This window comes from Limosilactobacillus gastricus DSM 16045 (assembly GCF_001434365.1).
Lineage (GTDB): Bacteria > Bacillota > Bacilli > Lactobacillales > Lactobacillaceae > Limosilactobacillus > Limosilactobacillus gastricus.
On the sequence record NZ_AZFN01000015.1, the window covers coordinates 25,820 to 48,782 of the forward strand.

A 22,963-nucleotide genomic window follows, 5' to 3' on the forward strand; every position below is an offset into this window, starting at 1 on the left:
ATGTTAGCTGAATATTTCTATTATCAATTCAAAAATTTAATTATGAGTTCAATAATGAATTCACGACAAATTAACTCCGCCTTAGAATTGGCGCGAACCTTAAATTTTAATCAAGCTGCAGAAAACCTATTTATTTCCCAACCAACTCTTTCCTACCACATTAAAACCCTTGAAGAAGAGGTGGGCATCAAACTATTTGAACGCTCAGGGAAGGGCGCCGTATTGACCCCAGGGGGGAAACAATTTATTCATGATCTTCGCCAAATCAACCATGACCTATCAATGGCGATTGAACGAGCTCAAAATTTAGGGTGCCAATATCAGTCCTCTATTCGCTTGGGGGTGTTTGGCCTTTCAGCTTTGCCCCATTTGCCAGAGGCCATTTTAGAATTTAATCAGCAATATCCAGAAATTTTTGTGGATGTGGTTTTTGAATCGGGAAACGATCAATTAGACCAACTGCTAACGGGCCAGCTAGATTTGTCTTTTGCAGTGACCTCGAGTTTGCCTAAGGGCGGAGATTTACAAACTATTCCCTTATACGACAGTCCCATTAATTTATTAGTTAATCAGCAGGATCCCCTGGCTAATTTAGGGAAAGTTGAGTTAGGTCAGTTAGCTAACCGGACTTTAATCGTCGGTTCGGTTAGTCCGAAGGAATTAAAACATCTTCAGAATCAAGTTGTCACCAATTATCAGGTCCAAACGATTAATTCCCCCAATCACGCCACCACCATTACCCATGTGTTAACGAAGCGGGGGATTTGTCTAACGCCGACTTTTTTAAAGGATGCGACGCCGGGCTTGACCTGGCTATCATTAGCAGAAGAAGTGTTGATCCCTTGCTCAATGGTGATGCGACGCGGTGAAATTCCAGCGTCTTTACGAACCTTAATTGATATCTTAATCCAGGTCCATCAAGGGGCTGGGCAGCGATCTGATTAACGAACTTAAAAAAGTTAAAAATCATCCTTGACAAAACAAAAGATGATTGTTAGGATAATTAAAAATTAATTATAAAACGCTGAGAAGAGATAAGTAGTAATGGTTTCGAGGAACAGAGAACTAACGGTTGGTGTGAGTTAGGCAGGTAAACCTTATGAAAATGGTCTTGGAGCTAGATTTATTGCAAGGATGACAAGCGATAAACGAGTGATGAACGATATCTCATCCGACTATAATTTTGTAGTTAGTAAGGGCTAATATGTGAGTATTAGCTGAAACGAGGGTGGTATCACGTTAATGGTTCCATTAACCGTCCCTAGGAAGTATCCATTGATATTTCCTAGGGACTTTTTATTTGCTCAGCGGAAAGGGGTTTAGAAATGACGAAAACTTCAACACAAGCGCTATTTGAACAATTAAAAAGTAAGCACTGGGTGGATTTGACCCATCCCTTTGGCCCGGATAGCCCACACTTCCCAGCTTTCCAGCCGGCGGAATTTAAAACAATTTTTACCACGGATCAGGATGGCTTCTTCGTTAAGCAATATACTTTTCCCGGTCAATATGGGACCCATTTGGATCCACCCGTGCACTTTTACGCAGGTGATCAACGCTATATTGATGATTTGCCGATCAAAGATTTAGTGTTACCTCTGGTGGTCATTGACCACAGTGAGCTAGCTGCACAAGATCCAGATCGCAGTTTAACTGTTGCGGATCTGCAAGCTTGGGAGCAAGAACATGGTGAAATCCCAGCGGGGGCTTTCGTGGCCCTGCGGACGGATTGGAGTAAGCGGTGGCCATCACAAGCCAAATTCGAAAATCAGGATGCGGCCGGACAAAACCATTATCCCGGCTGGAGCATTGAAGCACTTAAATATATTTATGAAGAGCGCCATGCCAAAGCGAACGGTCATGAAACCTTTGACACTGACACGGCGGTGGATCAAACGGATGGTTTGCCAGCGGAGTATTATGTGTTATCGCATGGTCACTTTCAAGTGGAGTTGTTAACGAATCTTGATCAAGTTCCAGCTACGGGAGCAGAAATTCTAATTTCAGTGCCGCGGGCTGAAAAAGCCCCAGGTTTTCCGGTACGAGCAGTGGCCATTTTTGATTAGTAACGAGGTAGAAGAGAAAGAGAGTGTGTAGATTATGACAAAATTACATTATGATATTGTAGGTAGCTTTTTACGTCCAGCAGCTTTAAAGACGGCGCGCGAACAATTTGAACATGGCCAGATTGATCATGACCAATTAAAGCAAGTTGAAGATCAAGAAATCAAAAAGTTGGTTCAAAAGGAAATTCAGGTCGGCTTAAAGGTGGTTTCCGATGGCGAATTTCGGCGGAGTTACTGGCACCTAGATACCTTCTGGGGCTTTGGGGGCGTTAAACATACAGTTCCTAAGAATGGTTACTTCTTCCATGATGAAGAAACCCGGGCCGATTCAGCGCAAGTTGCTGGTAAAATTAGCTTTCAACCAGGACATCCTGATGTAGAGGCCTTCAAATTCTTGAAGACTTTAACGGATGGGACCGATGTAACACCTCGGCAAAGTATTCCCGCTCCAGCTCAGTTCTATGCGGAATTAGTCCGCGGGGAAGAAAATATCGCCGCCATCAAGCAATATTATGACCAAGAAGCTGACCTTTTGGCTGATATTTCCAAGGCCTATCGTGATTTGATTTTGGCTTTGTATGACGCGGGGGCCCGGGATATTAAGCTGGATGATTGTACTTGGGGAATGGTCGTCGATGATGAGTTTTGGGCTACGATGGCCTCAGCTGGTTTTGATCGGGATGCCTTACAAGACACCTACTTAAAAGTTAATAACGACGCTTTAGTTGATTTGCCGGCGGATTTACGAATTTCAACCCATATCTGTCGGGGAAACTATCATTCTACCTGGGCTGCTCAAGGTGGCTATGCCCCAGTCGCTAGTCATCTGTTTGCCAAGGAAAAGGTGGAGGCCTTCTATCTTGAATTTGATGATGATCGGTCTGGGGACTTTGCGCCGCTTGCCGGGGTGCCAGCCGGTAAAGAAGTCGTGGTTGGTCTAGTCACTAGTAAAAAGCCGGAACTTGAAGATCCAGCAACGCTTAAAGCGCGGGTTCAAGAGGCCAGTCAATATGTAGCATTAGAAGATTTGGCGCTTTCAACGCAATGTGGCTTTGCCTCAACCGAAGAAGGTAACAAGCTAACTGAAGACCAACAGTGGGCCAAGATTAAGTTAGTAATTGATACTGCCAAGGAAATCTGGGGATAAAAGGAGATAATAAATTATGACGAACTTACATTACGATATTGTGGGGAGTTTTTTACGCCCCGAAGCTTTAAAGCAAGCCCGCGAACAATTTGAACAAGGTCAAATTGATCATGATCAATTGAAACAAGTTGAGGATCAAGAAATCCAAAAGTTAGTGCAAAAGGAAGTCGAAGCCGGCTTAAAGGTGGTTTCTGATGGTGAATTCCGGCGGAGTTACTGGCACTTAGATACTTTCTGGGGCTTTGATGGGGTTGACCATACCCAAGCGGAGCATGGTTACTTCTTCCACGATGAAGAAACCCGGGCCGATTCGGCGACTGTGGTCGGAAAGATCAAGTTTAACCCTCAACATCCTGATTTGTTGGCCTTCAAATTTTTAAAATCCATTACGCCAGCTGGAATTGTTCCCCGCCAGAGTTTCCCTTCTCCTGCACAATTATATTTTGAATTGGTGCGGGATGAACGTAATGTCAAAGCCTTAGAAAAGGTTTATCCAAATACAGACGAATTGTTGGCCGACGTTTCTAATGCTTATCGGGATTTAATCCTCGCTCTTTACGATGCGGGAGCACGTGATATCAAGTTGGATGATTGTACCTGGGGTGTCCTAGTGGATGAATCATTCTGGCAGGGACCCGGAAGTGAAATCTTTGATCGGACCGACTTACAAAGTAAGTTCTTGCAATTGAATAATGATGCCTTGGTTGATTTGCCGGATGATCTGCGGATTTCGACCCACGTTTGTCGCGGGAATTTCCACTCGACGTGGGCTTCTAGTGGTGGTTATGCCCCAGTTGCCGAAGATTTGTTTGCCAAGGAAAAGGTCGATGCCTTTTACCTTGAATTTGATGATGATCGGTCTGGAGACTTTGCACCTTTGGCCGAAGTGCCAGCCGGCAAAGAAGTGGTGATCGGTTTGGTAACAAGTAAGAAACCAGAACTAGAGGACCCAGCAGTCTTAAAAGCGCGGGTGAAAGAGGCTAGTCAATACGTGGCATTAGAAGATTTGGCACTTTCAACACAATGTGGCTTCGCCTCGACGGAAGAAGGAAATAAGTTAACCGAAGCTCAACAATGGGCCAAGATTAAGTTAGTAATTGATACCGCCAAAGAAATTTGGGGATAAATTAATCATGAGAAGATGGGGTAACTGTCTTCTCTTTCTTTTTGCTTTGTAAAATTAAAAGAGCACTGTTAGATTTCTCTATCAGTACTCAATAGTGAATAACCAAAGTTATTTTGTTATCTGTTTATATTTATTTATAGTGATCTCTAAAAGACAAGAAAAAGATTTCATCTTTTTCTACCATATAGACCAATCGATGTTCATCATTAATACGGCGCGACCAAGTTCCTGAGTAGCGATATTTCAATGGTTCAGGTTTCCCAATACCTTCAAAAGGATTGCGTTTAATATCATCAATCAAACGATTAATCCTCTTGAGTATTTTTTTGTCTTCACGTTGCCATGGAATGTAATCTTTCCAGGCCTGTTCTGTAAAGTTAAACATCTTCATCCTCTACCAGTTGGTGCTGTTCGACATTTCTTTGCTTAACCTGTTCTATCCCGGATAGAACCTTATCAGAAAGATATTCATTACTCATTAGTCGAATTGTTTCTTGAATACTATCCCAATTTTCTTTGGATAAAACAACAATGTCTTCGTCAGGGTTTTTGTTAACTACCATTAATGGCTCATATTCGTCATTAACCTTTTTCATGTAGTCCTTGAGGTTATTTCTAAAGTTAGAATAAACTATAGCGTCCATGTACATGACCTCTCTTTCTTATTTTATATAATTATATTATTTGACAAGAAGTTGTACAAGTTTAATTCGATTAATTTTAATATTTTTTATCTGTCAATAAAATGGGCAATTTTTCAACCCAAATTATATTAAGGATGGTTACCAAATTGAAATGCCCCTCTATACTGGATTTGTCTATCCAGCATAGGGGGCATCTCAACTAATTAACTAATTCCACTGTTCTTTTTGATAAGCCATTTCCCAGAATTGAAGCTCATAAGCGCTACTACGGATAAAGGCTTCCGCCATTTGATCCCGGGTAGTTGAATCAACTCGTTGAGCTCCTTGATTCACGAGATCTAGCATGCGATTAACTGCTTGGACATAATCATCATCAATATAATTGTCAATCCATTGTTGATAGAGGGCGACTGGTGAACCGTGGGCTTGTAAGTGCAGACCAACAGCATGATAGAGCCAGTAGCAAGGTAATAAAGCCGCGATGCCAACTTCTGGACCGCCTGAAGATAAGGCAGCACGCATGTGGTTGACATAGTTATAACAAGTTGGGGCGATGCCTAGTTGATTGACCTCAGCTTTTTCTATCTTGAGGGTTTTAAACATTCCCTGACGGATAGCGACTTCACCATGATTTAAGGTTCGCTCACCAGCTAAGAGAGCGTTTCTTTCTGCCTCAACTTGTGATTGGGCCGCGATTTTGCCATGTAGATCACAGAAATTCTTTAAATAAAAATAATCTTGGATCAGATAGTAACGGAAAGTGGACAGTGGTAAAGTTCCTTGAGTTAATTCTTGGATAAAGGGATGGACAAAACTACGTTGCCATAATGGCATGGCAGCTTCTTGAATTTGATCAGTAAAAGTCATGTTAATCCTCCTGTTGTTTGATTAAGTAACGGTTAATAAGTGGCCAAGCCGCCTTTAAAAGTAGGTAGGCAACTAGAGATCCGACCAAGGTACTGAGGAAAAAACTGGGCACAAAAATCCAAATTGCGCCCTTCGTTCCCATAAAAAGTGCTGCTACTGGTTGGGCAATAATGGCTCCAATGATTCCCGTGCCCACGATTTCACCTGATACTCCGGCCCAAAGCTTTTTCGTGTGTTGATAGAACCAACCACTTAAGAAGGCTCCAATCATACTGCCAGGGAAGGCCAGAATAGTTCCAGTTCCTAAGAGATTTCGTAATAGCGAAGTCAAAAAGGCCTGCAACAAAGCCCATTCCGGACCTAGCAAAATCCCGGACAAGACATTAATGAAGTGCTGGACGGGAGCAACTTTGGCAGCGCCTATGGGGAAGGAGAATAAACTAGCTCCACAAGTAGCTAGAGCCACCAGAATCGCTGTAAGAGTCAGGCGATAGATGTGTTGATGTTGATAATTCATTTCAACAACTCCTTTCTAAATAGATTTGACAATCCGTTATTAAGCGCTGTTGAAATAAAGAAAAAGGTTCGGTAAGGGTAGAAACCTACACGCTTACCGAACCGACTTAGATTCTTTAGATTAAGCAGCTTCCCTTCGCTAGTACNCTTAGATTCTTTAGATTAAGCAGCTTCCCTTCGCTAGTACTAACTAGATCAGGTTCAAAGGGTCGATAAAAATCTCTCAGCCGAAAACCGGCACCCCTAGCGTGTTGTCGCCTATATTGTGACATGGAGAGAAACCGCTGTCAATAGTGATTCGCCGGCTTTTTAGAGTATAATAGCCCTAAGAAGAAGTCGGGGGATTTATCATGAAAAAACAGAAATTAACGATCATTGGGCTCATTATCGTTGTCGTAGCCGTGATTGTTGGCTTTGCTTGGGTCAAAACGAGTAAAGCACAACGCTATGTCCAATCAACCACGCCAACCTTATTTTTTCATGGGGGTGGCAGTAGTTATCACGCCGAAGAGCATATGGTGAATGCAGCCAAGCGAGCTGGTGTAACCAATACCGTTATTCGGGCGAATGTTGATCCAAACGGAAAAGTAACCTTATCGGGTTCAATGACTAAGCATTCGATTAACCCGATTGTAGAAGTTAATTATGAGAACAATCGCCAACTTGATTACAGCCAGCATGGCCGCTGGGCTGCTAATGTCGTTAAACTTTTGCAAAAACGCTATGGTATTAAGCAAGTGAAAATGGTGGGGCACTCTTTAGGTAATATTTCCATCATTTACTATGAATTACAAAATGCGCAAAAGAAATCTATGCCTAAAGTAGTTAAGCAAGTCGATATTGCAGGGCACTTTGCGGGCTTGAACTTTTCCCAAGTCCCCGCTAGTATTCGCCAACCAGCTGGCCTGAAATTAGATTCTAAAACCGGTAAACCTAATCAGATGAACGCCACTTATCAAGAGATGACCAAGCTCCGGCAAGTCTTACCAAAGAATCAGGTGCAAGTCTTGAATATTTATGGAGATATTGGGGGACAGACGGATGGAACGGTGCCAAATGTTTCATCCCTATCACTCAAATATCTAATTGCTTCGCGAGCTAAGTCATATCGAGAAGTAAAGATTACTGGTAAGCAAGCACGTCATAGTAAGTTGCATAGCAATGCTAAGGTTGATCGCGCTTTGATTAATTTTTTGTGGAGTAAGTAAAAAGTAGCTCAGGCAAAGCGCCTGAGCTACTTTCGTAAATGGGATTATTCAATTTCAATATGGGTATCGCTGTCATTAACCGCATCTAGTTTTGGTAAGGTCAAAATCAAGACCCCGTCTTCATACTTAGCACTAGCATCATTGATGTCCACATCTGGTAGGCGGAATTCCCGACTCATTTGACCATAACGCCGCTCACTGTGAAGAATGTTCCCATCTTTGTCGGAAACATCATCAAAAGTATCACGAGCGCCGGTGATGGTCAAAATGTTGTTAGCATAGTTGATGTGAATGTCTTTCTTTTGGAAGCCTGGCATATCAACCTTAACCCGATAGTTCTTTTCGGTTTCGGCAATGTCAGTCCGCATGTGACCATCATTATTAGCCATCTTCGAGAAGAAACTATCATTCATCCAGTTCCGCATATCAAAAATGTCACCAAATAAATCGTTTCGACGTTGAATTTCGTTAGCCATAAGATTACTCCCTTTCTATATGTATATATCACTTCTTTGATACAACTATATTATAGCACCAACTTTTGACATAGTACTAATTATTTTGACCTTTTTTGACCAAATGAAATTGTGATTAGTTAATAGTAGTTAAGTCCGCTTGGAAAAGGATTTTAAGGTATAATATTTTCATCAAACTAAAGGAGCTGATCATCAATGGCAGCTGAAATTACGATCCAATATAACCAAGTTAATTGGCCCCTCAATCAACCCTTTGACCAGGATGGCTTTTTACAATTAGTCCAACCCCGGGTGGTTGATGGTGGGCAAGACTTGACTAATCAGTACGACTTATCCGTTGAACACCGCAATCTATTAGTTAATCAAGCGGGTCAATATCAAGTGACGATCAATGCCGTCTATGATTACCAAGTTTTAAAACGGTCGGTCACCGTGGTGGTTGGTAATGAAAATCAATCCTATGCGGCGAATAATCAGTCGAATAAGCGTCACCGTTGGTGGAAGTGGGCCTTAGTGATTCTGGTAATTCTAGTAGCCTGGTTTGCCCTGCATCAACGCAATGTCAATCGAGCTAATGAAGCCCTCCAAGAATCGCAATCGAGTCAGATTGCATCCAATTCAAGTCAAATTTCGAGTTTGTCGAATGACAATCAAAAGTTAACTAATCAAATTAATCAATTGAAGGCGGCAGTTCAACAATACCAATCTGACCATGATCAAAGTGAGTTGACTCAGAGTTTGAATACGATTAAGCAACAAAACGAGGAAATTAAGGCCGATTTATCAACGACTTCTCAAGCTAAATTACAAGCCATCAATACGGCGATTAATTCCATCAGTAATCACCCAGATCAAGCGGCGACAACAATTAGTAATTTGGAAGATAGTATGCAAACCGCGACAAATTGGTTCAATCAATTTACACAAACCATCTCTAACTGGCTCAATCGAATATAAGTGAGGAAAAGCAATGGATGAAGAAAGAGATTTAAAGATATTACAAGATTTAATTCGGCTTCAAACAGTCAATGGTAATGAGGCCCAGGCAGCTCATTACCTACAGGAGATTTTAAGGCAAGCTGGTGCCCGAGTTGAGATGGTAGAGTTTGCTCCAGAGAGATCAGGATTAGTTGCTGAAATTGGGCCGACCACGGGACCAGTCTTAGCTTTAGCTGGTCATTTAGATACGGTGGCGATTGGCGATCCAGCTAGTTGGCACCACGATCCCTTTGGCGCTGAAGTTGTGAATGGCCGGATTTATGGCCGGGGGTCCGTGGATATGAAGGGGGGTTTGGCGGCTATGGTAGCCACCATGCTAGCACTGGCGGAAGAAGCCGATCAGCTTAAAGGGCGCCTCCGCTTGCTGATTTCTGTAGATGAGGAAGTTGGTGGGCAAGGATCCCTCCAGTTAACCCGGCTGGGCTATGTTCATGATGTTGACGCTATGATTGTGTGTGAGGCGACTGATGATCAGATTCAGTATGCTCACTGTGGCTCCTTTGATTATCAGATTGACTCACAAGGGAAATTAGCCCATAGTTCACGACCACAACTGGGAGCGAATGCGGTCATGAATCTGGTAGATTATATCAATCAAGAGGTCCATGCCTTTGATGATCATCCGACTAGTCCGGTTTTAGGCGAATTAGTCCATAGTGTAACGGTCTTTCACGGGGGCGAACAATTAAACTCAATTCCTGCCAAGGCCTATTTACAAGGCAATGTACGGACAATTCCCGAATGCGATAACCAAGCGACTAAGGAACGACTCCAAGCCATCATTGATGACTTGAACCGAGATCCGAAACATCAGTTATCCCTTTCGATTGTGGCTGATTTTATGCCGGTTGTGACGGATCCCAATGATCCTTTTATTGGACAACTCCAAGATGTCGTCGAAGCAGTCACTGGTCAACGACCGACCGCAACTATTTCTCATGGGGCGACGGATGCTTCGCGCTATGTCATGGATGATCATCAATTTGCGGTGGTTGAATACGGACCGGGGTCAGAAGATCAATCCCATCAGGTTGATGAATCCTTAGACCTGGAAGACTATTACCAAGCAATCACTGTTTATCAAAAGTTAGCTCATGATTTCTTAATTTAATTTTAATAATAGGATTGACTTTTGGGATGCCCTCTCGTAGAATAATGGCAATATCAAAATACGTTGATCAGACTAGTAACTAATGACCGTTATATAGCAAGCCAATGTTGATGGGAGATTGGTAAACCGTAGTTAGCGAATCACATCTGGTAGTTAATCGTCTGAAAATAGTAGGATGATTCGGGAAGGCCCGTTAGCGCTGCGAGTTTAAAGTTTGAACTCTCTGAGGTGGTTATCGTGAGGTAATCATAAAATGAGGTGGCACCGCGTCCTACGCCCTCATCGTCGATATGACGATGGGGGCTTTTTAAAACTTTAAACTTGATAAGGTGATGAATGTGAATTGATCACGAAAAAAGGTGGTACCACGCCCTGGCGTCCTTTGGCTGAATTAGCCGAGGGCGTTTTTTGTTTGAGGAGGAAAAATTATGAAGAAGATGAAACAGTTCCTGGCCCTGTTATGCTTGGGAATAGTGGGGGTATTACTAGTTGGTTGTCAAAAACAGTCGGTGACCCAAAAGGCTAATACCCAAGACACTTGGGCGAAAATCAAAAAACGCGGCACCCTCTTAATTGGGGTAGATGACAGCTTTGTGCCGATGGATTTTCGGCAAAAGAATGGTCAACTGGTGGGATATGATGTGGATTTAACGAAGGCCGTTTGTAAAAAGCTGGGGCTAAAAGCGGAGTTTCAATCGATTGATTGGTCAATGAAGGAGACCGAGTTACGGAACGGCACGATCGATGTGATTTGGAATGGCTACACCCGGACCAAGGCACGAACAAAGAAAGTTGCTTTTAGTCGGGTTTATGAACGGTCTGGTCAAGCCCTCGTGGTCCGTAAAGATAGTGGGATTAATAAGTTTTCGGATATGAAAGGCAAGACTTTAGGGGTTCAACAGGGATCGACGGCTTATACGGATCTCCTAAAGTATCCAAAGTTATTGAAGCAATACATTAAAAACGGCACGCCAATTATCTATAATGACAATAACTCTTCTTTCTTGGATTTAAAGGCGGGCCGAATCCAAGGGGTACTAACTGGCTCGGTTTATGCTGGTTATTATGCGACCCACTTGGATAAAAATAAGTACAAACTGATTGGTTTGGATGTCTTTCCGAGTGATCAAGTCGCCGTTGGGATGCGTAAAGGTGATCGGACCCTCCTCAAGAAGATTAATTGGGCTTTAGGAGAACTACAAAAAGACGGTACCCTGCGCAAGATTAATCAAAAATGGCTGGGGATTGATGATGATTATTTGGGCCCCGTGGATTAGGTTTTGATATATAAAAATATGCATTGCCTGATACTCAGTCCTTCGCTATACTACTACGGTAGACAAATATTAACGTGTCAGAATGTTAAAGACTTTTTATATCGGGGGACGAAAATGACAACTTTTATGATGCAACTAATCACCGGAATCGTCTGGTTGGTTTTAATCATTGTTGGTTGGCGGCAAGGTCGGTTTAACTGGCTCGGTTATGTGTTATTAGTTGCCTTGGCGGGAATCATGCATGGGCTAGCACCACGGTTGCCAGAAAGCTGGATGCTCTGGTGGGCATTATTATGTGTCATTTTAAATTTCTTAATCTTTTTTGCCTTTAAGAAGAAGGTTAATTAGCAATAAGTAGCGTTTCTGAATAGGAGACGCTATTTTATTTTAGAAAAATAAGCCACTTCCTTAGATTTATGTTATTATTGATTACAATTCAATGAGAGAATACTAATCAAACAGAACGGAGGAAGATAAAATGTCACGAAAAATCGGAATTGTTGGGATGGGAAATGTTGGAGCTGCGGCGGCGCATTACATTGTGGCTAACGGTTTTGCGGATCAATTAGTGTTAATTGATAAGAATGAAGCCAAGGTTAAGGCTGATGCCCTTGACTTTGAAGATGCTATGTCAAACTTACAATACCATACTGATATCACGGTTAATGATTACAGCGCCTTAGAAGATGCGGATGTGGTGATTTCCGCGATTGGAAGCATTAAGCTCCAAGATAATGCAGGAGATGACCGCTTTGTGGAATTACCATTCACGCGGGTTAACGCCCGTGAAGTGGCGGAAAATCTCAAGGCGGCTGGTTTCCATGGTAAGTTGGTTGTAATTACCAACCCGGTTGATGTGATTACGTCGATTTATCAACAAGTTACTGGGTTACCAAAGAACCATGTCATTGGGACTGGGACGCTTTTGGATTCATCACGGATGAAGCGGGCGGTTGCTTCTCGCTTAGGCTTGGATCCTCGTTCAGTGGTTGGCTATAACCTTGGGGAACATGGGAACTCTCAATTTACCGCTTGGTCAACCGTCCGGGTCTTAGGAAAACCGATTACCGAATTGGCTGAAGCCGGGGGCTTAGATCTAGAAGAATTGGATCATGAAGCCAAGGTTGGTGGTCACACGGTCTTCCATGGCAAGAAGTACACTAACTACGGGGTTTCCACGGCCGCTGTTAAGTTAGCCTTAACGATTATGTCGAACTCCTTAACCGAAATGCCGGTCTCAAACTATCGGGAAGAATATGGAATTTACCTTTCATATCCAGCCGTTGTTGGTAATGACGGGATTGTAGAACAATTGCAATTGGACTTAACTCAAGAAGAATTAGATAAGCTCCAAAATTCAGCTAACTTCATCAAGCAAAAGTATGCGGAAAGTCAAGAAGCCTTAAAAGACTAGTAAAAAACTGCGCTATGATCGGCGCAGTTTTTCTTTTGTCCAAGACCAGCTAGTATGAAGCATAGCGGCGGTTCCAAATGCCAGCAACCAAGTACCGATCCACAGGGCGGTTATGGTAATGTAGGGGTGGGAGTACCGGAATGATGCAATCCCACTGTACCGCCATAGTAATTGTTGCCAAAAGACGTTGGCTAGATAAGCTCGATAGGCATAGTTGGCGAGCCAATGCATGATGGACGACCAAGTTTGCCAAGAGCGCTGGGATTGCCAGATGATCCCCACTAGGATAATCACCAAAAGACTATAAAAGGTCATGGAAGGCTGATAATAAGCCGCCCGACTTAAATTAACGGGGAAGCCACGGGAAAATAATTGTTGATTGGTCCAAGACCAAGTAATTAACCAAGCAAAAATTATTAACAACCAATATTGTTGTAGCCAGGGCAGAACTTTATCAAAGAAGTTCCAAGCGAGGATGCCACCGATTCCATAGATGATGAAGCTAATAAAAATATGATCCAGCAAATACCAGGAGTGCTGATGAGGACCATTTAAGACATTGACGTCATAAAAGTAGATCCAGGTACCGTAAATGACAGTTGTGATGATAGTAACGATCCATCCTCGTTGCTTTTGGGCATGTAACCAATGATGAATCCACCAGAAAAGGGGCATCAAGATAATGAATTGGAGCATCATTGTGTTGTACCAAAGATGGGGCGCGGCGTTCCCGTTAATTGCTTGCCATAAAAAACTTTTAACGGAGTGGTAATGCTCATGTTGTTGGAGCTTAGGCATGATAAGTAAATAAGTCAGTGTCCACCAAATTGTTGGAACGCCAAGTTGGTGCCATTGCTGGCGATAGTAGGGCCAAGCTTGCCAGCTTTGATCATGCTTGCGCATGGTGGTGTACAAAATTCCCCAGATGAAGGCCGGGGCGGTATATTTAACCAAATCATAAAGCATTCCCAAATTAAATTGGACACCGGTCGGCTGATTGGTAATGACCAGATTTAAAATTGGTTGCAACATGACGGCCGTACAAGCAAAGACTTTCAGATAATCTCCCCAATCAGCGGGCGCTTTATTCTTCATGATCCTTTCCTTTCGTAGAAATATTCATGGGTCTATTTTATCATTGCTTTCTAAATTAATTATCTTTAAAATTGTAAAGGTAAACTATTTTTTGTTAATTGTGTGAGGGGTACGGCTTTATTATCACAACCAAAAATTTAGAATAGTTAAAATATGTAACTTTTTTACCGAAAACCATTAAAAAACGATGAGAATAGGGTAAAATAGTTAACTATAATCAATTACTTGCTCGACTAGAAAAGGAGGCTTTTATGTCAAAATCTAGCCAGCCGAGTGGCTATGTGGAAGGCTCGAATGTCAATCCAGATGGAACTCGGCGCGAATTATCAAACTTAAATGTGCAAATGATCGCGATTGGTGGGGCCATTGGGACCGGGTTATTCCTAGGATCGGGGAGCACGATTCACCGGACTGGGCCATCGATCCTGTTGGTATACATCATTATTGGGTTCTTCTTTTACCTGATGATGCGGGCGATTGGGGAAATGATGTACACCGATCCCAGCAAACATACCTTTGTGGCCTTTATCCACCGTTATATGGGGCCTAAATATGGACGGTTTGCGGAATGGAATTATTGGTTAACCATCGTCTTAACCGCCATGGCTGAAATGATTGCCATTTCGACCTATGTCCGAACCTGGTTCCCGTCTTGGCCGGGATGGTTGGTGCAAATTGTCTTCTTATTGGCGATGATGGGCTTGAACCTATTTGTAGTTTCCGCCTTTGGGAAAGCCGAAACTGTGATGGCCTTAATCAAGATTTTTGCCATTTTGGCTTTGATTGTGATTGGGATTATTATGGTGATTATGCATTATAAGAGTCCAACTGGTCATATTGCTAGTTTTACCAATGTGCTTGGAAACTTTAAGATGTTCCCAAATGGGATTGATCAATTTATCTTTGCCTTTCCAATGGTCTTCTTTGCCTTCCAAGGAATTGAATTCGTGGGAATTACCACGGCTGAAACGAAAAATCCGCGGCAGGTGTTACCAAAAGCGATTAATCAGACCCTGTTACGGATCTTAATTTTCTATGTTGGGGCTTTGTTTGTTATCATGTCGATTACCCCATGGCGGCAAATTAATGCTGATTCCAGCCCGTTCGTCCAAATCTTCTCGTTAGCCGGGATTCCAGCCGCAGGGGACATTATCAATCTAGTGGTAATTATTGCAGCCACTTCGTCCTTGAATAGTTTTCTCTTTTCTGGTGGTCGGCACCTGTATCAATTGGCCTTAGAAGCGGGTCCTAATAAGATGCAGGTCTTTAAAACAATTTCATTAAACGGGATTCCCGTTTATGCTGTGATCGGGACCGCTGTCTTGACCTTATTTGCGCCGATTATTACCGCTACGGGAATGACGGATGCCTTTAGCTTTGTGACTTCCATCTCTAGTGATATCTATATTATCGTTTGTGTCTTGACGATGATTTCACATTTACGCTACCGTCAATCGAGTGAATTCTTAGATCATGAATTCCAGATGCCATTGGCGAAGTTCTCGAATCCACTGACAATTCTCTTTTTCGTTGTCATTTACGCCAGTCTCTTCTTTAGCCCAACATCCATTTGGGCTGCGGTCGGCGCTTCGGTCTGGGCAATCGGCTTCTTCTTAGTGATTGCTTACCGTGATAAGCATGGTGCCTACCCTAAAGATGGCTCTTTAAGTGAGTAGAGGTTAAAAATGGATAATATTGAGGCGTGGAACCAATTAACTGAATTTTGTGGTCCTCGCGATTTACCTGACTTATCACCAATATCTATCCAAGAACGGCTAGCCACAAATCAAGTGGACGTAGCCGTTCTTTTTGGTGGATCGATTATTGCTGGTGGAGATGCATTTGCTGAAGCGATCAGCCATGGGATTGCTAAGCATTATGTGATTGTTGGGGGACATGGTCATACGACGGCGACCCTTCGACAACTCATGCAAACAGAATTGCCAGAGCTGCAGGTGACTGATCAATCAGAAGCGGCTCTTTTTCAAGCATACTTAAAGACAAAGTATGACCTGGCTGCTGATTTGCTGGAAACAGCCTCGACTAACTGCGGTAATAACATTACTAATTTATTAGCTTTATTGGATGCCCAGCAAATTCAGGCCACCAGTTTTCTATTGATGCAAGACGCTAGTATGCAACGTCGAATGGCTGCCGGATTGTTAAAGGAGCGCCCGCAGGCACAGATTATCAATTACGCAACTTATCAGGTGCGGTTCGTTAAGCAAGGTGATCACCTGGGGTTTGATCATCAGCCGGCGGGAATGTGGGATCTAAAACGGTACCAGAGCCTGTTAATGGGAGAAATTCCCCGCTTACGAGATGATGAAGCGGGGTATGGACCACGGGGCAAGCATTTCATTGCCCATGTCGAGGTACCAGCATTGGTGCTGGCGGCTTTTGAGCAACTGCGTCAGCAATATCCGGGACTAATTCGGGAGGCTAATCAAAAATTTGCTAGTCATAAATAAAAAGAAGTTGGTGAAGAATCATTCTTCCCAACTTCTTTTGGCGTTATTGATTGTATGCTTGTAAAGCGGCCAAGACGTCGGTCTTTTCAGTTTGGACGAGAGCGACACGACTAGCAATTACCTTGGTATCCATTTCGATTTCTCGGGTAAGACCAGGCGTGTTCAGCTTTGGTTCAAAGAAGGCTTTAAATTCGGCTAAGCGATCGGCAGTCTTAAAGACTCGCGAAATTACCGTGATGTAAGTGGCAAATTCCATATCACCACCGACCGTAGCTTCTAACCAATCCCAATCATTACGGATCCAGTCCCAAGCATATTGTTGAGCAAATTCATTGGCTAAGAGGCCTTGGAACCAACCACGGAGATCTTGTGGTTTAATTGTTTCGGCATTTTCAAATTCACCAATTAAATGTTGAATTAGGTCAGCATCAGTGATGCTGGTGAGGGCCCCCCGTAAGGCTACTTTAAAGCTTGGATCAGTGGTTGTCCGGTATGTATTGAGCATTTCGTGGAAAATTTCAGCTGAAAGGTAATGTTGCAACTCATTTTTGATGATGGCCCCTCGCGTGTCAGCCGGCAAGTCCACTAGATGGTCATGATATTCAGCAAAGAGATCGTGGGCTTGACGGATGGCAACCTGGTTATGACCATACAAAGCAGCACTAATAATGGTTGGCCGCATTAAGATTTGATCGTTGGTATCCTGTTGGTTAGCCGTCCAGCCGAGTTGTTCTAATTGATCTTGACTCAAGGCTTTAAAGAAGTCTTGAAGATACTTTTCTTCCGCCTGGCCGGCTTGGATGAATTGTTTTAATTTATTAGCCGTTTGGTATAAGACATCGGTCACAATGTATGATGATTGATTAGCAAATTGTCCTAACCGGGGAATTAAATCAGCATACGAAATGTATTGACCTTGGGCTAATAGCGATAAGTCTTGAAGAAGTTCCCGTTGATCACTATTAGATAGCTGATCAACCTGGTCAAGCAGATCATTTAATAATTCGGTATCATATTGAACGATAAAGTGGGCTTGGTTGTCCTGGTTCAATAAGAAAGGTCGACCGGCCGTTTGACGTAAGCTTTGATAATCACCCAAGTCGAGACTTTCGGCAGTCATTAGCTTTGGCACGTCAGCGTAATTACTGTTCAGCGGAATCTGCCATTGGCGTCCTTGATCTTGATGCTCGCCAATAAAGAATTGGGCTTGCTTTAAGATTAGGTGACTGTTTTCTACCTTAGCTTGGACGACCGGATAACCAGGTTGTTCCAACCACGAGTTCATGATGTCGCCGATCGGCATGTTGGCGGCCTGTCCTAAGGCTTCCCAGAGATCGGTTCCCTTGGCATTACCATATTGGTGAGCAGCAAAGTAGTTTTTCAAACCTTGCCGTAGCGCATCATCGCCGATTAGCGAGCGGACCATCACGAGCATTCGCGAACCTTTGGCATAGACAATCGCGCCGTCAAAAATGGAGTCAATTTCTGCAGGGTTGTTAACATTAACATGGACGGATTGGACGCCATCGGTTGCATCCCGGTTAGTTGCCATTGGAACTTCAGTTGTTTGGAAAAGATCCCAAACATGCCAATCAGGTTCGAGGGCATCCACCGCCACGTATTCCATCATATTGGCAAAACTCTCGTTTAACCAGAGGTCATCCCACCATTGCATGGTCACTAAATCACCGAACCATTGGTGAGCTAACTCATGAGTAATTACAGTGGCGACCACTTGTTTCATTTCCAGGGCCGTGTTATCTGGATCTAGTAATAAGTAAGCTTCCCGATAGGTGACTAAGCCCCAGTTTTCCATCGCCCCAGCGGAGAAGTCAGGGAGGGCTAGTTGCCATGAATGTGGTAGCGGATATGGAGTTTGGTAGTAATCTTCGTAAAATTCAATGGCGCGTTTGGCGATATCCAAGGCAAAATCAAGTTCCTTGGCGGCATGGGCTTTGGTTGCGAAGACCCCGACTTGGACGCCGCTCTTCGTTTGGGTTAGCTTGCTTTGCAAGTCCCCAAAGGCAAAGGCCACCAAATAAGTTGACATTTTAACGGTCCGTTGGAAATAGTGATAACCATCGACCACCTTGGTTTCCGGCATATTGGCCAGGATTGTTTCTCCGGGTTGTTCGTCAAACTTAATCGCCAGGTCAAAAGTGGCCTTAGCTTCCGGTTCATCGATTGACGGGAAGGCTTGGCGAGCAAAGGTGGTTTCAAATTGGGTCCCAATTAATTGCTTCCGTTCGTCACCGATTTGGTAATAAGAAGGGTAGATCCCCATCATGGTGTCAGTTAAGGGAGCGGTATAATCAACGGTGATCGTTAATTCACCGGTGCTGGGACTCGTGAATTGGAGACTTTCCTGCTCATCATCACTCGTAAAGTCGACGGGACTTTGGTTAACAAGAACTTGACTAACTTGTAAAAATTTTTGGTGTAATTGTAGGTCGGTTTGGCTGGCATGACCTGTAATGGTGACTTGACCAGTAATGGACTTGGACTGACGATCAATCGCTAACTTAATTTGATAATTTTCCGGTTGGAAAAGATCATAAAAACGTGAAATTGCCATCTGAGAACTCCTTTATATCTGTGATAAGATTAGTATACGCTATTTAATGAATGAAACCCTAATTAAAACTTTAAGAGATGGAATGAATCATGTTAGAATTATCGATTTTAATGATGGAACGGGTCGGAATTGTCGTCCTGCTGGGCTTTATCTTGGTGTCGATTCCACAAATGCGGCGCTGGCTCTTTAATCCCACCATGGCCGGGAAATTTTGGCTAATTGTCCTCTTTTCCTTTGTGGCGGTAATCGCGAATATGACAGCGGTAGTAATTGGTCCTCATAACGAGATCGAATCATCCATCGTAATGATGAATTTGCCCCATGGCGATTCCTTAGCCAATGCACGGGTGCTGGCTATTTCTTCGGCCGGGATTGTCGGCGGACCTTTTGTTGGCGGTATGGTAGGACTAATTGCCGGCTTGCACCGGATGATGCAAGGGGGCCCGTCTGGCTGGTTTTATGTGATTTCTTCTTTAATTATTGGGCTTGCTTCGGGTGGCATGTATCGGTCACGCAATCATGAAGAGCAAGGTGGGGATCCCTTTGCGATTTTGACAACTCACCAAGCTTTTATTGTCGGCCTAGTCATGGAAACTCTCCAAATGGTCTTTGTTCTACTCTTTAGTGAACGGGGCTGGGAATTAGTTTCCTTTATTGCCTTTCCGATGATTGTAATTAATACCCTGGGGACGATGGTGTTTATCTCGGTTATTTCCATGTATTTCAAGCAGGAAAATCAAACTCGGGCGCTTCAGACTCAAACCGTGCTCAACTTAGCTAGTTCGACTTTGCCTTATTTTAGACAGGGGCTTAATTACGACTCGGCCCAAAAAGTCGCCCAGATCATTTTGGACAATACCAATTTTGCGGCCATTTCTTTAACGACCACGAAATCGATCTTGGCCCATGTGGGGGCGGGGAGCGATCACCATGTGGCGACGCATCAAATGGTGACTAATTTGTCACGAGAGGCGATCACGACTAATCAAGTTCATATTGCCCAGAGTAAAGAAGAAATTGGGTGCTCAAATCCTAATTGCCCTTTGCGGGCGGCGATTGTGGTCCCGCTGAATGTCGATCAAAAAATCGTGGGGACTCTTAAAATGTACTATACCGAAAGTTGGCGCCTGACCCCGGTGGAAATTGAATTGGCAAAAGGGCTAGCCGATCTTTTCTCTAGCCAAATTGCCTTAGGTGAAGCGGAACACCAAGCTAACCTGGTGCGGGATGCCGAGATTAAATCACTCCAAGCCCAAGTTAATCCCCACTTCTTCTTTAATGCTATTAATACCATTGCGGCAATGATTCGAATTAATAGCGAGCAGGCCCGCGAGTTGCTAATTAAGCTGTCGCAATACTTCCGGTCGAACCTTGTTGGCGCTCGGGCGACGACGATTACCTTGGATCAAGAACTCGCACAAGTAGAGGCCTACTTATCTTTGGAGCAGGCTCGTTTTCCGGGTAAGTATCAGGTTAAATTTGATGTTACGGCCAATCGGTCCCTCTTACTGCCACCCTTTGCCATTCAGATTTTAGTTGAAAATGCGATTCGCTATGCCTTTAAAGATCGACGCCAGGATAATCAAGTGACCGTGACCGCCCATGCTGATCAGCAATGGTTATCCATAGCGGTAGCCGATAATGGAGAAGGGATCGACCCAAATACTCTAGAAATTTATGGCGACCAAGAAGTCGAGTCCCAACACGGGAGCGGGACGGCGGTTTATAATTTAAACCAAAGATTAATTGGCCTCTATAACGATCAGAGTCGCTTACAAATTCAATCGAGTTCAGACGGGACAATTGTGAAGATGAAGATTCCAGTACAAATGGGAGGATAGGCATGAAAGTTTTAATTGTCGATGATGAACCACTGGCCATTGAGGAACTGAAATACCTAGTTGGCCAACATCCCCAAGTCACCCAAGTTGACCAGGCTGATGATGCCGCATCGACTCTAAAAGCCGTCAATGATCATCACTATGATGTCTTATTTTTAGATATTCATTTAGGGGATGAAGATGGCGTTAAATTAGGTAAGACAATTAGTCAATTTACTAATGCGCCTCAAATAATCTTTGCAACCGCCTATGATCAATATGCTTTGGCGGCCTTTGATGCTCACGCTACGGACTATATTCTCAAGCCCTATGAGGAGGCGCGCGTTCATGAAGCTTTAGATCGAGTCGCGACTAGTCAAAGTGAATCAAATCCGGCTACAGATAATCTCCAGCGGCCTTGGCTCGCCATTACGGCGGAAGATCGGACGGTCGTGATTCAAAAAGCGACGATTATTATGGCGGAAGTCACTGGGAATGAGGTGGTGATTACGACGACGGATGGGACATTTTATAGTAAACAGTCACTTGCTAAACTTGAGCAGGAACTTGATCATGAAGTCTTCATGCGAGTTCATCGTAATTATCTAGTTAATCTGACGATGGTGGCGGAGGCCGAACCAGGCTTTAACCATAATTATCAATTGACCTTACGGACGGGGCAGAAAGTCCCGGTTTCGCGGTCTTATGTCGGGATAGTTAAAACAACCCTGGGAATATAATTTAAGATTTTCTTAAGAGAATGGGTCGCTCGTTAGTTCACAAGGGCGGTCCATATTTATATGGGGCATTCTAGCCGAGAATTGAACCGTTTTCATAAAAATCACATATAATTAACCCTGTTAAAACTTTTGCAGATTAGGATTTAGGAGGGTTAAAGATGAGCGACAAGAATAATGGTGCTCCTGAAAAGAAACCAGCACCAATTATCATGCAAATGTCAATTTTTGCCATTATTTTGTTTATCTCGGGGATAATTTCATCATTCTTCCCCCAAAGTTTCGTGGTCCCAGCCGCAGTGATCGGAACGATCCTGTTGTACTTGGCCTTGACCTTTAAGATCGTTAAGTTGGAATGGGTAGAACAATTTGCTAATTTCTTAATTGGTTTGATTGGGTTCTTATTCGTCCCAGCCGGAATTTCTTTAGCAGCCCACTTGGATATTATGGCTAAAGAAGGGGTCCAAGACGTGATCGTGATCATCTTAGCAACGATCGTCTTATTGGTTGTGACTGCTTATACTGCTCGTTACATCATTCGAATTCACGAAAAATTAGTCGGGAAGAAGAAGGGTGAACTTGAAGGCGAAATTGAAGGGGAGGATAAGTAATCATGAGTGCAGCTTTAAATACCAACTTGATGCTACCTTTCACCGGAATCATTATCTGTTTAGTAACATTCTGGATCGGGCAATGGCTATTCAAGATTAGTAATGGTTTATTCATTTTCCACCCATTGTTTGTGGGGATGATTTTAGGAATTGTGGTCTTAGTCGTTTGGGGTAAAATTGCTCACTTACCAACGGCAACAGTCTACACGAAGTACTTTACACCTGGTGGGAATATTATTAACTGGTTCTTACAACCCGCAACCATTGCCTTCGCCGTCCCGTTGTTCAAGCGGAACGACGTTGTTAAGAAGTTCTGGTTAGACATCTTCTTATCATTAATTATTGGGTCAGTCATCTCACTCTTCATTATCTTCGGATTATCGAAGCTCTTCGGATTGTCTGATCAATCTGCCATCGCCATGACGACACAACCAGCTACCTTGGCGATCGCAACGCAAATTACAACATCACTTGGCGGGGAAGCCGCAATTACTTCATTGGCATGTATCCTGAATGCGGTTATCATTTACGCCATGGCTGATATCTTGATCAAGGTCTTCCGTTTACGCGGATCCAAGATCGGGTTAGGTCTTGGTCTTGGTACCGCCGGACACACGGTTGGATCTGCCAAGGGTGTTGAATTAGGTTCGGTCGAAGGTGCGATGGCGTCCATTTCAGTTGTTATTATTTCAATTGTTATGAATATTGTTGTTCCGCCGTTTGTACATTTGTTCATGTAATCTAAATTTGTTACGCTTACACGAAAAGGGTGCCTTTGAAGTGAACCCTTAAAGTTGGACACT

Annotated in this window: 23 protein-coding genes, 1 riboswitch and 1 other annotated feature; of the genes, 16 read left to right on the top strand and 7 right to left on the bottom strand. The window is 43.4% G+C overall.

Going from position 1 to position 22,963, the window contains the following annotated elements; all coding sequences use genetic code 11:
* Window positions 1-54: 54 nt before the first annotated feature.
* The 4 genes from FC60_RS06095 to FC60_RS06110 all read left to right on the top strand — a co-directional run bounded on the left by FC60_RS06095 (window position 55) and on the right by FC60_RS06110 (window position 4,339).
* Window positions 55-945 (top strand): LysR family transcriptional regulator, encoded by an 891-nt coding sequence (locus tag FC60_RS06095; RefSeq protein ID WP_056937550.1) that lies wholly within the window; start codon window positions 55-57, stop codon window positions 943-945.
* Between the two features lie 380 nt (window positions 946-1,325).
* Window positions 1,326-2,066, top strand: a complete 741-nt coding sequence (locus FC60_RS06100; RefSeq protein ID WP_056937551.1) for a cyclase family protein — start codon at window positions 1,326-1,328, stop codon at window positions 2,064-2,066.
* A gap of 34 nt (window positions 2,067-2,100) precedes the next feature.
* Window positions 2,101-3,213 carry a 5-methyltetrahydropteroyltriglutamate--homocysteine S-methyltransferase gene (locus tag FC60_RS06105; protein ID WP_056937552.1) on the top strand — a complete coding sequence of 371 codons (1,113 nt, stop codon included), beginning with the start codon at window positions 2,101-2,103 and terminating at the stop codon, window positions 3,211-3,213.
* A 16-nt stretch (window positions 3,214-3,229) separates the two neighbouring features.
* Complete coding sequence (locus FC60_RS06110; RefSeq protein WP_056937553.1) at window positions 3,230-4,339, top strand: 5-methyltetrahydropteroyltriglutamate--homocysteine S-methyltransferase; 1,110 nt, start codon at window positions 3,230-3,232, stop codon at window positions 4,337-4,339.
* Window positions 4,340-4,469: 130 nt separating this feature from the next.
* Here FC60_RS06110 and FC60_RS06115 read toward each other — a convergent pair whose 3' ends face one another.
* The 4 genes from FC60_RS06115 to thiW all read right to left on the bottom strand — a co-directional run bounded on the left by FC60_RS06115 (window position 4,470) and on the right by thiW (window position 6,367).
* Entirely contained in the window at window positions 4,470-4,724 is a 255-nt protein-coding gene (locus FC60_RS06115) for a Txe/YoeB family addiction module toxin (protein WP_056937554.1), read from the bottom strand.
* Window positions 4,717-4,983 carry a type II toxin-antitoxin system Phd/YefM family antitoxin gene (locus FC60_RS06120; RefSeq protein WP_056937555.1) on the bottom strand — a complete coding sequence of 89 codons (267 nt, stop codon included), beginning with the start codon at window positions 4,981-4,983 and terminating at the stop codon, window positions 4,717-4,719. The genes FC60_RS06115 and FC60_RS06120 overlap by 8 nt, the downstream gene beginning before the upstream one ends.
* 207 nt (window positions 4,984-5,190) lie before the next feature.
* A complete protein-coding gene (gene tenA / locus FC60_RS06125) occupies window positions 5,191-5,850 on the bottom strand; it encodes a thiaminase II (protein WP_056937556.1) in 660 nt (219 codons plus the stop codon).
* A 1-nt stretch (window position 5,851) separates the two neighbouring features.
* Complete coding sequence (thiW, locus tag FC60_RS06130; protein ID WP_056937557.1) at window positions 5,852-6,367, bottom strand: energy coupling factor transporter S component ThiW; 516 nt, start codon at window positions 6,365-6,367, stop codon at window positions 5,852-5,854.
* A 154-nt stretch (window positions 6,368-6,521) separates the two neighbouring features.
* Window positions 6,522-6,621, bottom strand: a riboswitch (TPP riboswitch).
* A gap of 95 nt (window positions 6,622-6,716) precedes the next feature.
* Here thiW and FC60_RS06135 point away from each other — a divergent pair.
* Window positions 6,717-7,574 carry an alpha/beta hydrolase gene (locus FC60_RS06135; RefSeq protein WP_056937558.1) on the top strand — a complete coding sequence of 286 codons (858 nt, stop codon included), beginning with the start codon at window positions 6,717-6,719 and terminating at the stop codon, window positions 7,572-7,574.
* 44 nt (window positions 7,575-7,618) lie between these two features.
* On the opposite strand, the gene FC60_RS06140 is transcribed toward FC60_RS06135, so the two are convergent.
* Entirely contained in the window at window positions 7,619-8,050 is a 432-nt protein-coding gene (locus FC60_RS06140) for an Hsp20/alpha crystallin family protein (RefSeq protein WP_007122049.1), read from the bottom strand.
* 195 nt (window positions 8,051-8,245) lie between these two features.
* Between FC60_RS06140 and FC60_RS06145 the strand changes: the two genes are divergently transcribed.
* The 5 genes from FC60_RS06145 (at window position 8,246) to FC60_RS06165 (ending at window position 12,851) form a co-directional block, all read left to right on the top strand.
* A complete protein-coding gene (locus FC60_RS06145) occupies window positions 8,246-9,007 on the top strand; it encodes a hypothetical protein (RefSeq protein ID WP_056937559.1) in 762 nt (253 codons plus the stop codon).
* Window positions 9,008-9,020: 13 nt separating this feature from the next.
* Window positions 9,021-10,160: an ArgE/DapE family deacylase gene (locus tag FC60_RS06150; protein WP_056937560.1), complete on the top strand. Its 1,140-nt coding sequence runs from the start codon at window positions 9,021-9,023 to the stop codon at window positions 10,158-10,160.
* Between the two features lie 54 nt (window positions 10,161-10,214).
* Window positions 10,215-10,444 (top strand) — a binding site (T-box leader).
* Between the two features lie 144 nt (window positions 10,445-10,588).
* On the top strand, window positions 10,589-11,437 hold the full coding sequence (locus FC60_RS06155; protein ID WP_056937561.1) for an amino acid ABC transporter substrate-binding protein: 849 nt from the start codon (window positions 10,589-10,591) through the stop codon (window positions 11,435-11,437).
* A 114-nt stretch (window positions 11,438-11,551) separates the two neighbouring features.
* On the top strand, window positions 11,552-11,785 hold the full coding sequence (locus FC60_RS06160; RefSeq protein ID WP_040467998.1) for a hypothetical protein: 234 nt from the start codon (window positions 11,552-11,554) through the stop codon (window positions 11,783-11,785).
* 130 nt (window positions 11,786-11,915) lie between these two features.
* Entirely contained in the window at window positions 11,916-12,851 is a 936-nt protein-coding gene (locus FC60_RS06165; RefSeq protein ID WP_056937562.1) for an L-lactate dehydrogenase, read from the top strand.
* A gap of 12 nt (window positions 12,852-12,863) precedes the next feature.
* Here the strand turns inward: FC60_RS06165 and FC60_RS06170 are convergent, their stop codons facing one another.
* A complete protein-coding gene (locus FC60_RS06170) occupies window positions 12,864-13,946 on the bottom strand; it encodes an acyltransferase family protein (RefSeq protein WP_056937563.1) in 1,083 nt (360 codons plus the stop codon).
* Window positions 13,947-14,197: 251 nt separating this feature from the next.
* Between FC60_RS06170 and FC60_RS06175 the strand changes: the two genes are divergently transcribed.
* Together FC60_RS06175 and FC60_RS06180 are read left to right on the top strand one after the other, a co-directional pair.
* Window positions 14,198-15,622, top strand: a complete 1,425-nt coding sequence (locus FC60_RS06175; RefSeq protein WP_056937564.1) for an amino acid permease — start codon at window positions 14,198-14,200, stop codon at window positions 15,620-15,622.
* A gap of 9 nt (window positions 15,623-15,631) precedes the next feature.
* Complete coding sequence (locus tag FC60_RS06180) at window positions 15,632-16,417, top strand: YdcF family protein (protein WP_056937565.1); 786 nt, start codon at window positions 15,632-15,634, stop codon at window positions 16,415-16,417.
* Between the two features lie 43 nt (window positions 16,418-16,460).
* Here FC60_RS06180 and FC60_RS06185 read toward each other — a convergent pair whose 3' ends face one another.
* Window positions 16,461-18,992, bottom strand: coding sequence for a M1 family metallopeptidase (locus tag FC60_RS06185; RefSeq protein ID WP_056937566.1), 2,532 nt, complete (start codon window positions 18,990-18,992; stop codon window positions 16,461-16,463).
* 89 nt (window positions 18,993-19,081) lie between these two features.
* Here FC60_RS06185 and FC60_RS06190 point away from each other — a divergent pair, with 89 nt between their 5' ends.
* The 4 genes from FC60_RS06190 (at window position 19,082) to FC60_RS06205 (ending at window position 22,900) form a co-directional block, all read left to right on the top strand.
* On the top strand, window positions 19,082-20,833 hold the full coding sequence (locus FC60_RS06190) for a sensor histidine kinase (RefSeq protein ID WP_056937567.1): 1,752 nt from the start codon (window positions 19,082-19,084) through the stop codon (window positions 20,831-20,833).
* A gap of 2 nt (window positions 20,834-20,835) precedes the next feature.
* A complete protein-coding gene (locus tag FC60_RS06195; protein ID WP_056937568.1) occupies window positions 20,836-21,552 on the top strand; it encodes a LytR/AlgR family response regulator transcription factor in 717 nt (238 codons plus the stop codon).
* A 158-nt stretch (window positions 21,553-21,710) separates the two neighbouring features.
* Complete coding sequence (locus FC60_RS06200; protein WP_040468003.1) at window positions 21,711-22,160, top strand: CidA/LrgA family protein; 450 nt, start codon at window positions 21,711-21,713, stop codon at window positions 22,158-22,160.
* Between the two features lie 2 nt (window positions 22,161-22,162).
* Window positions 22,163-22,900, top strand: coding sequence for an LrgB family protein (locus FC60_RS06205; protein WP_056937569.1), 738 nt, complete (start codon window positions 22,163-22,165; stop codon window positions 22,898-22,900).
* The last annotated feature ends 63 nt before the right edge of the window (window positions 22,901-22,963 follow it).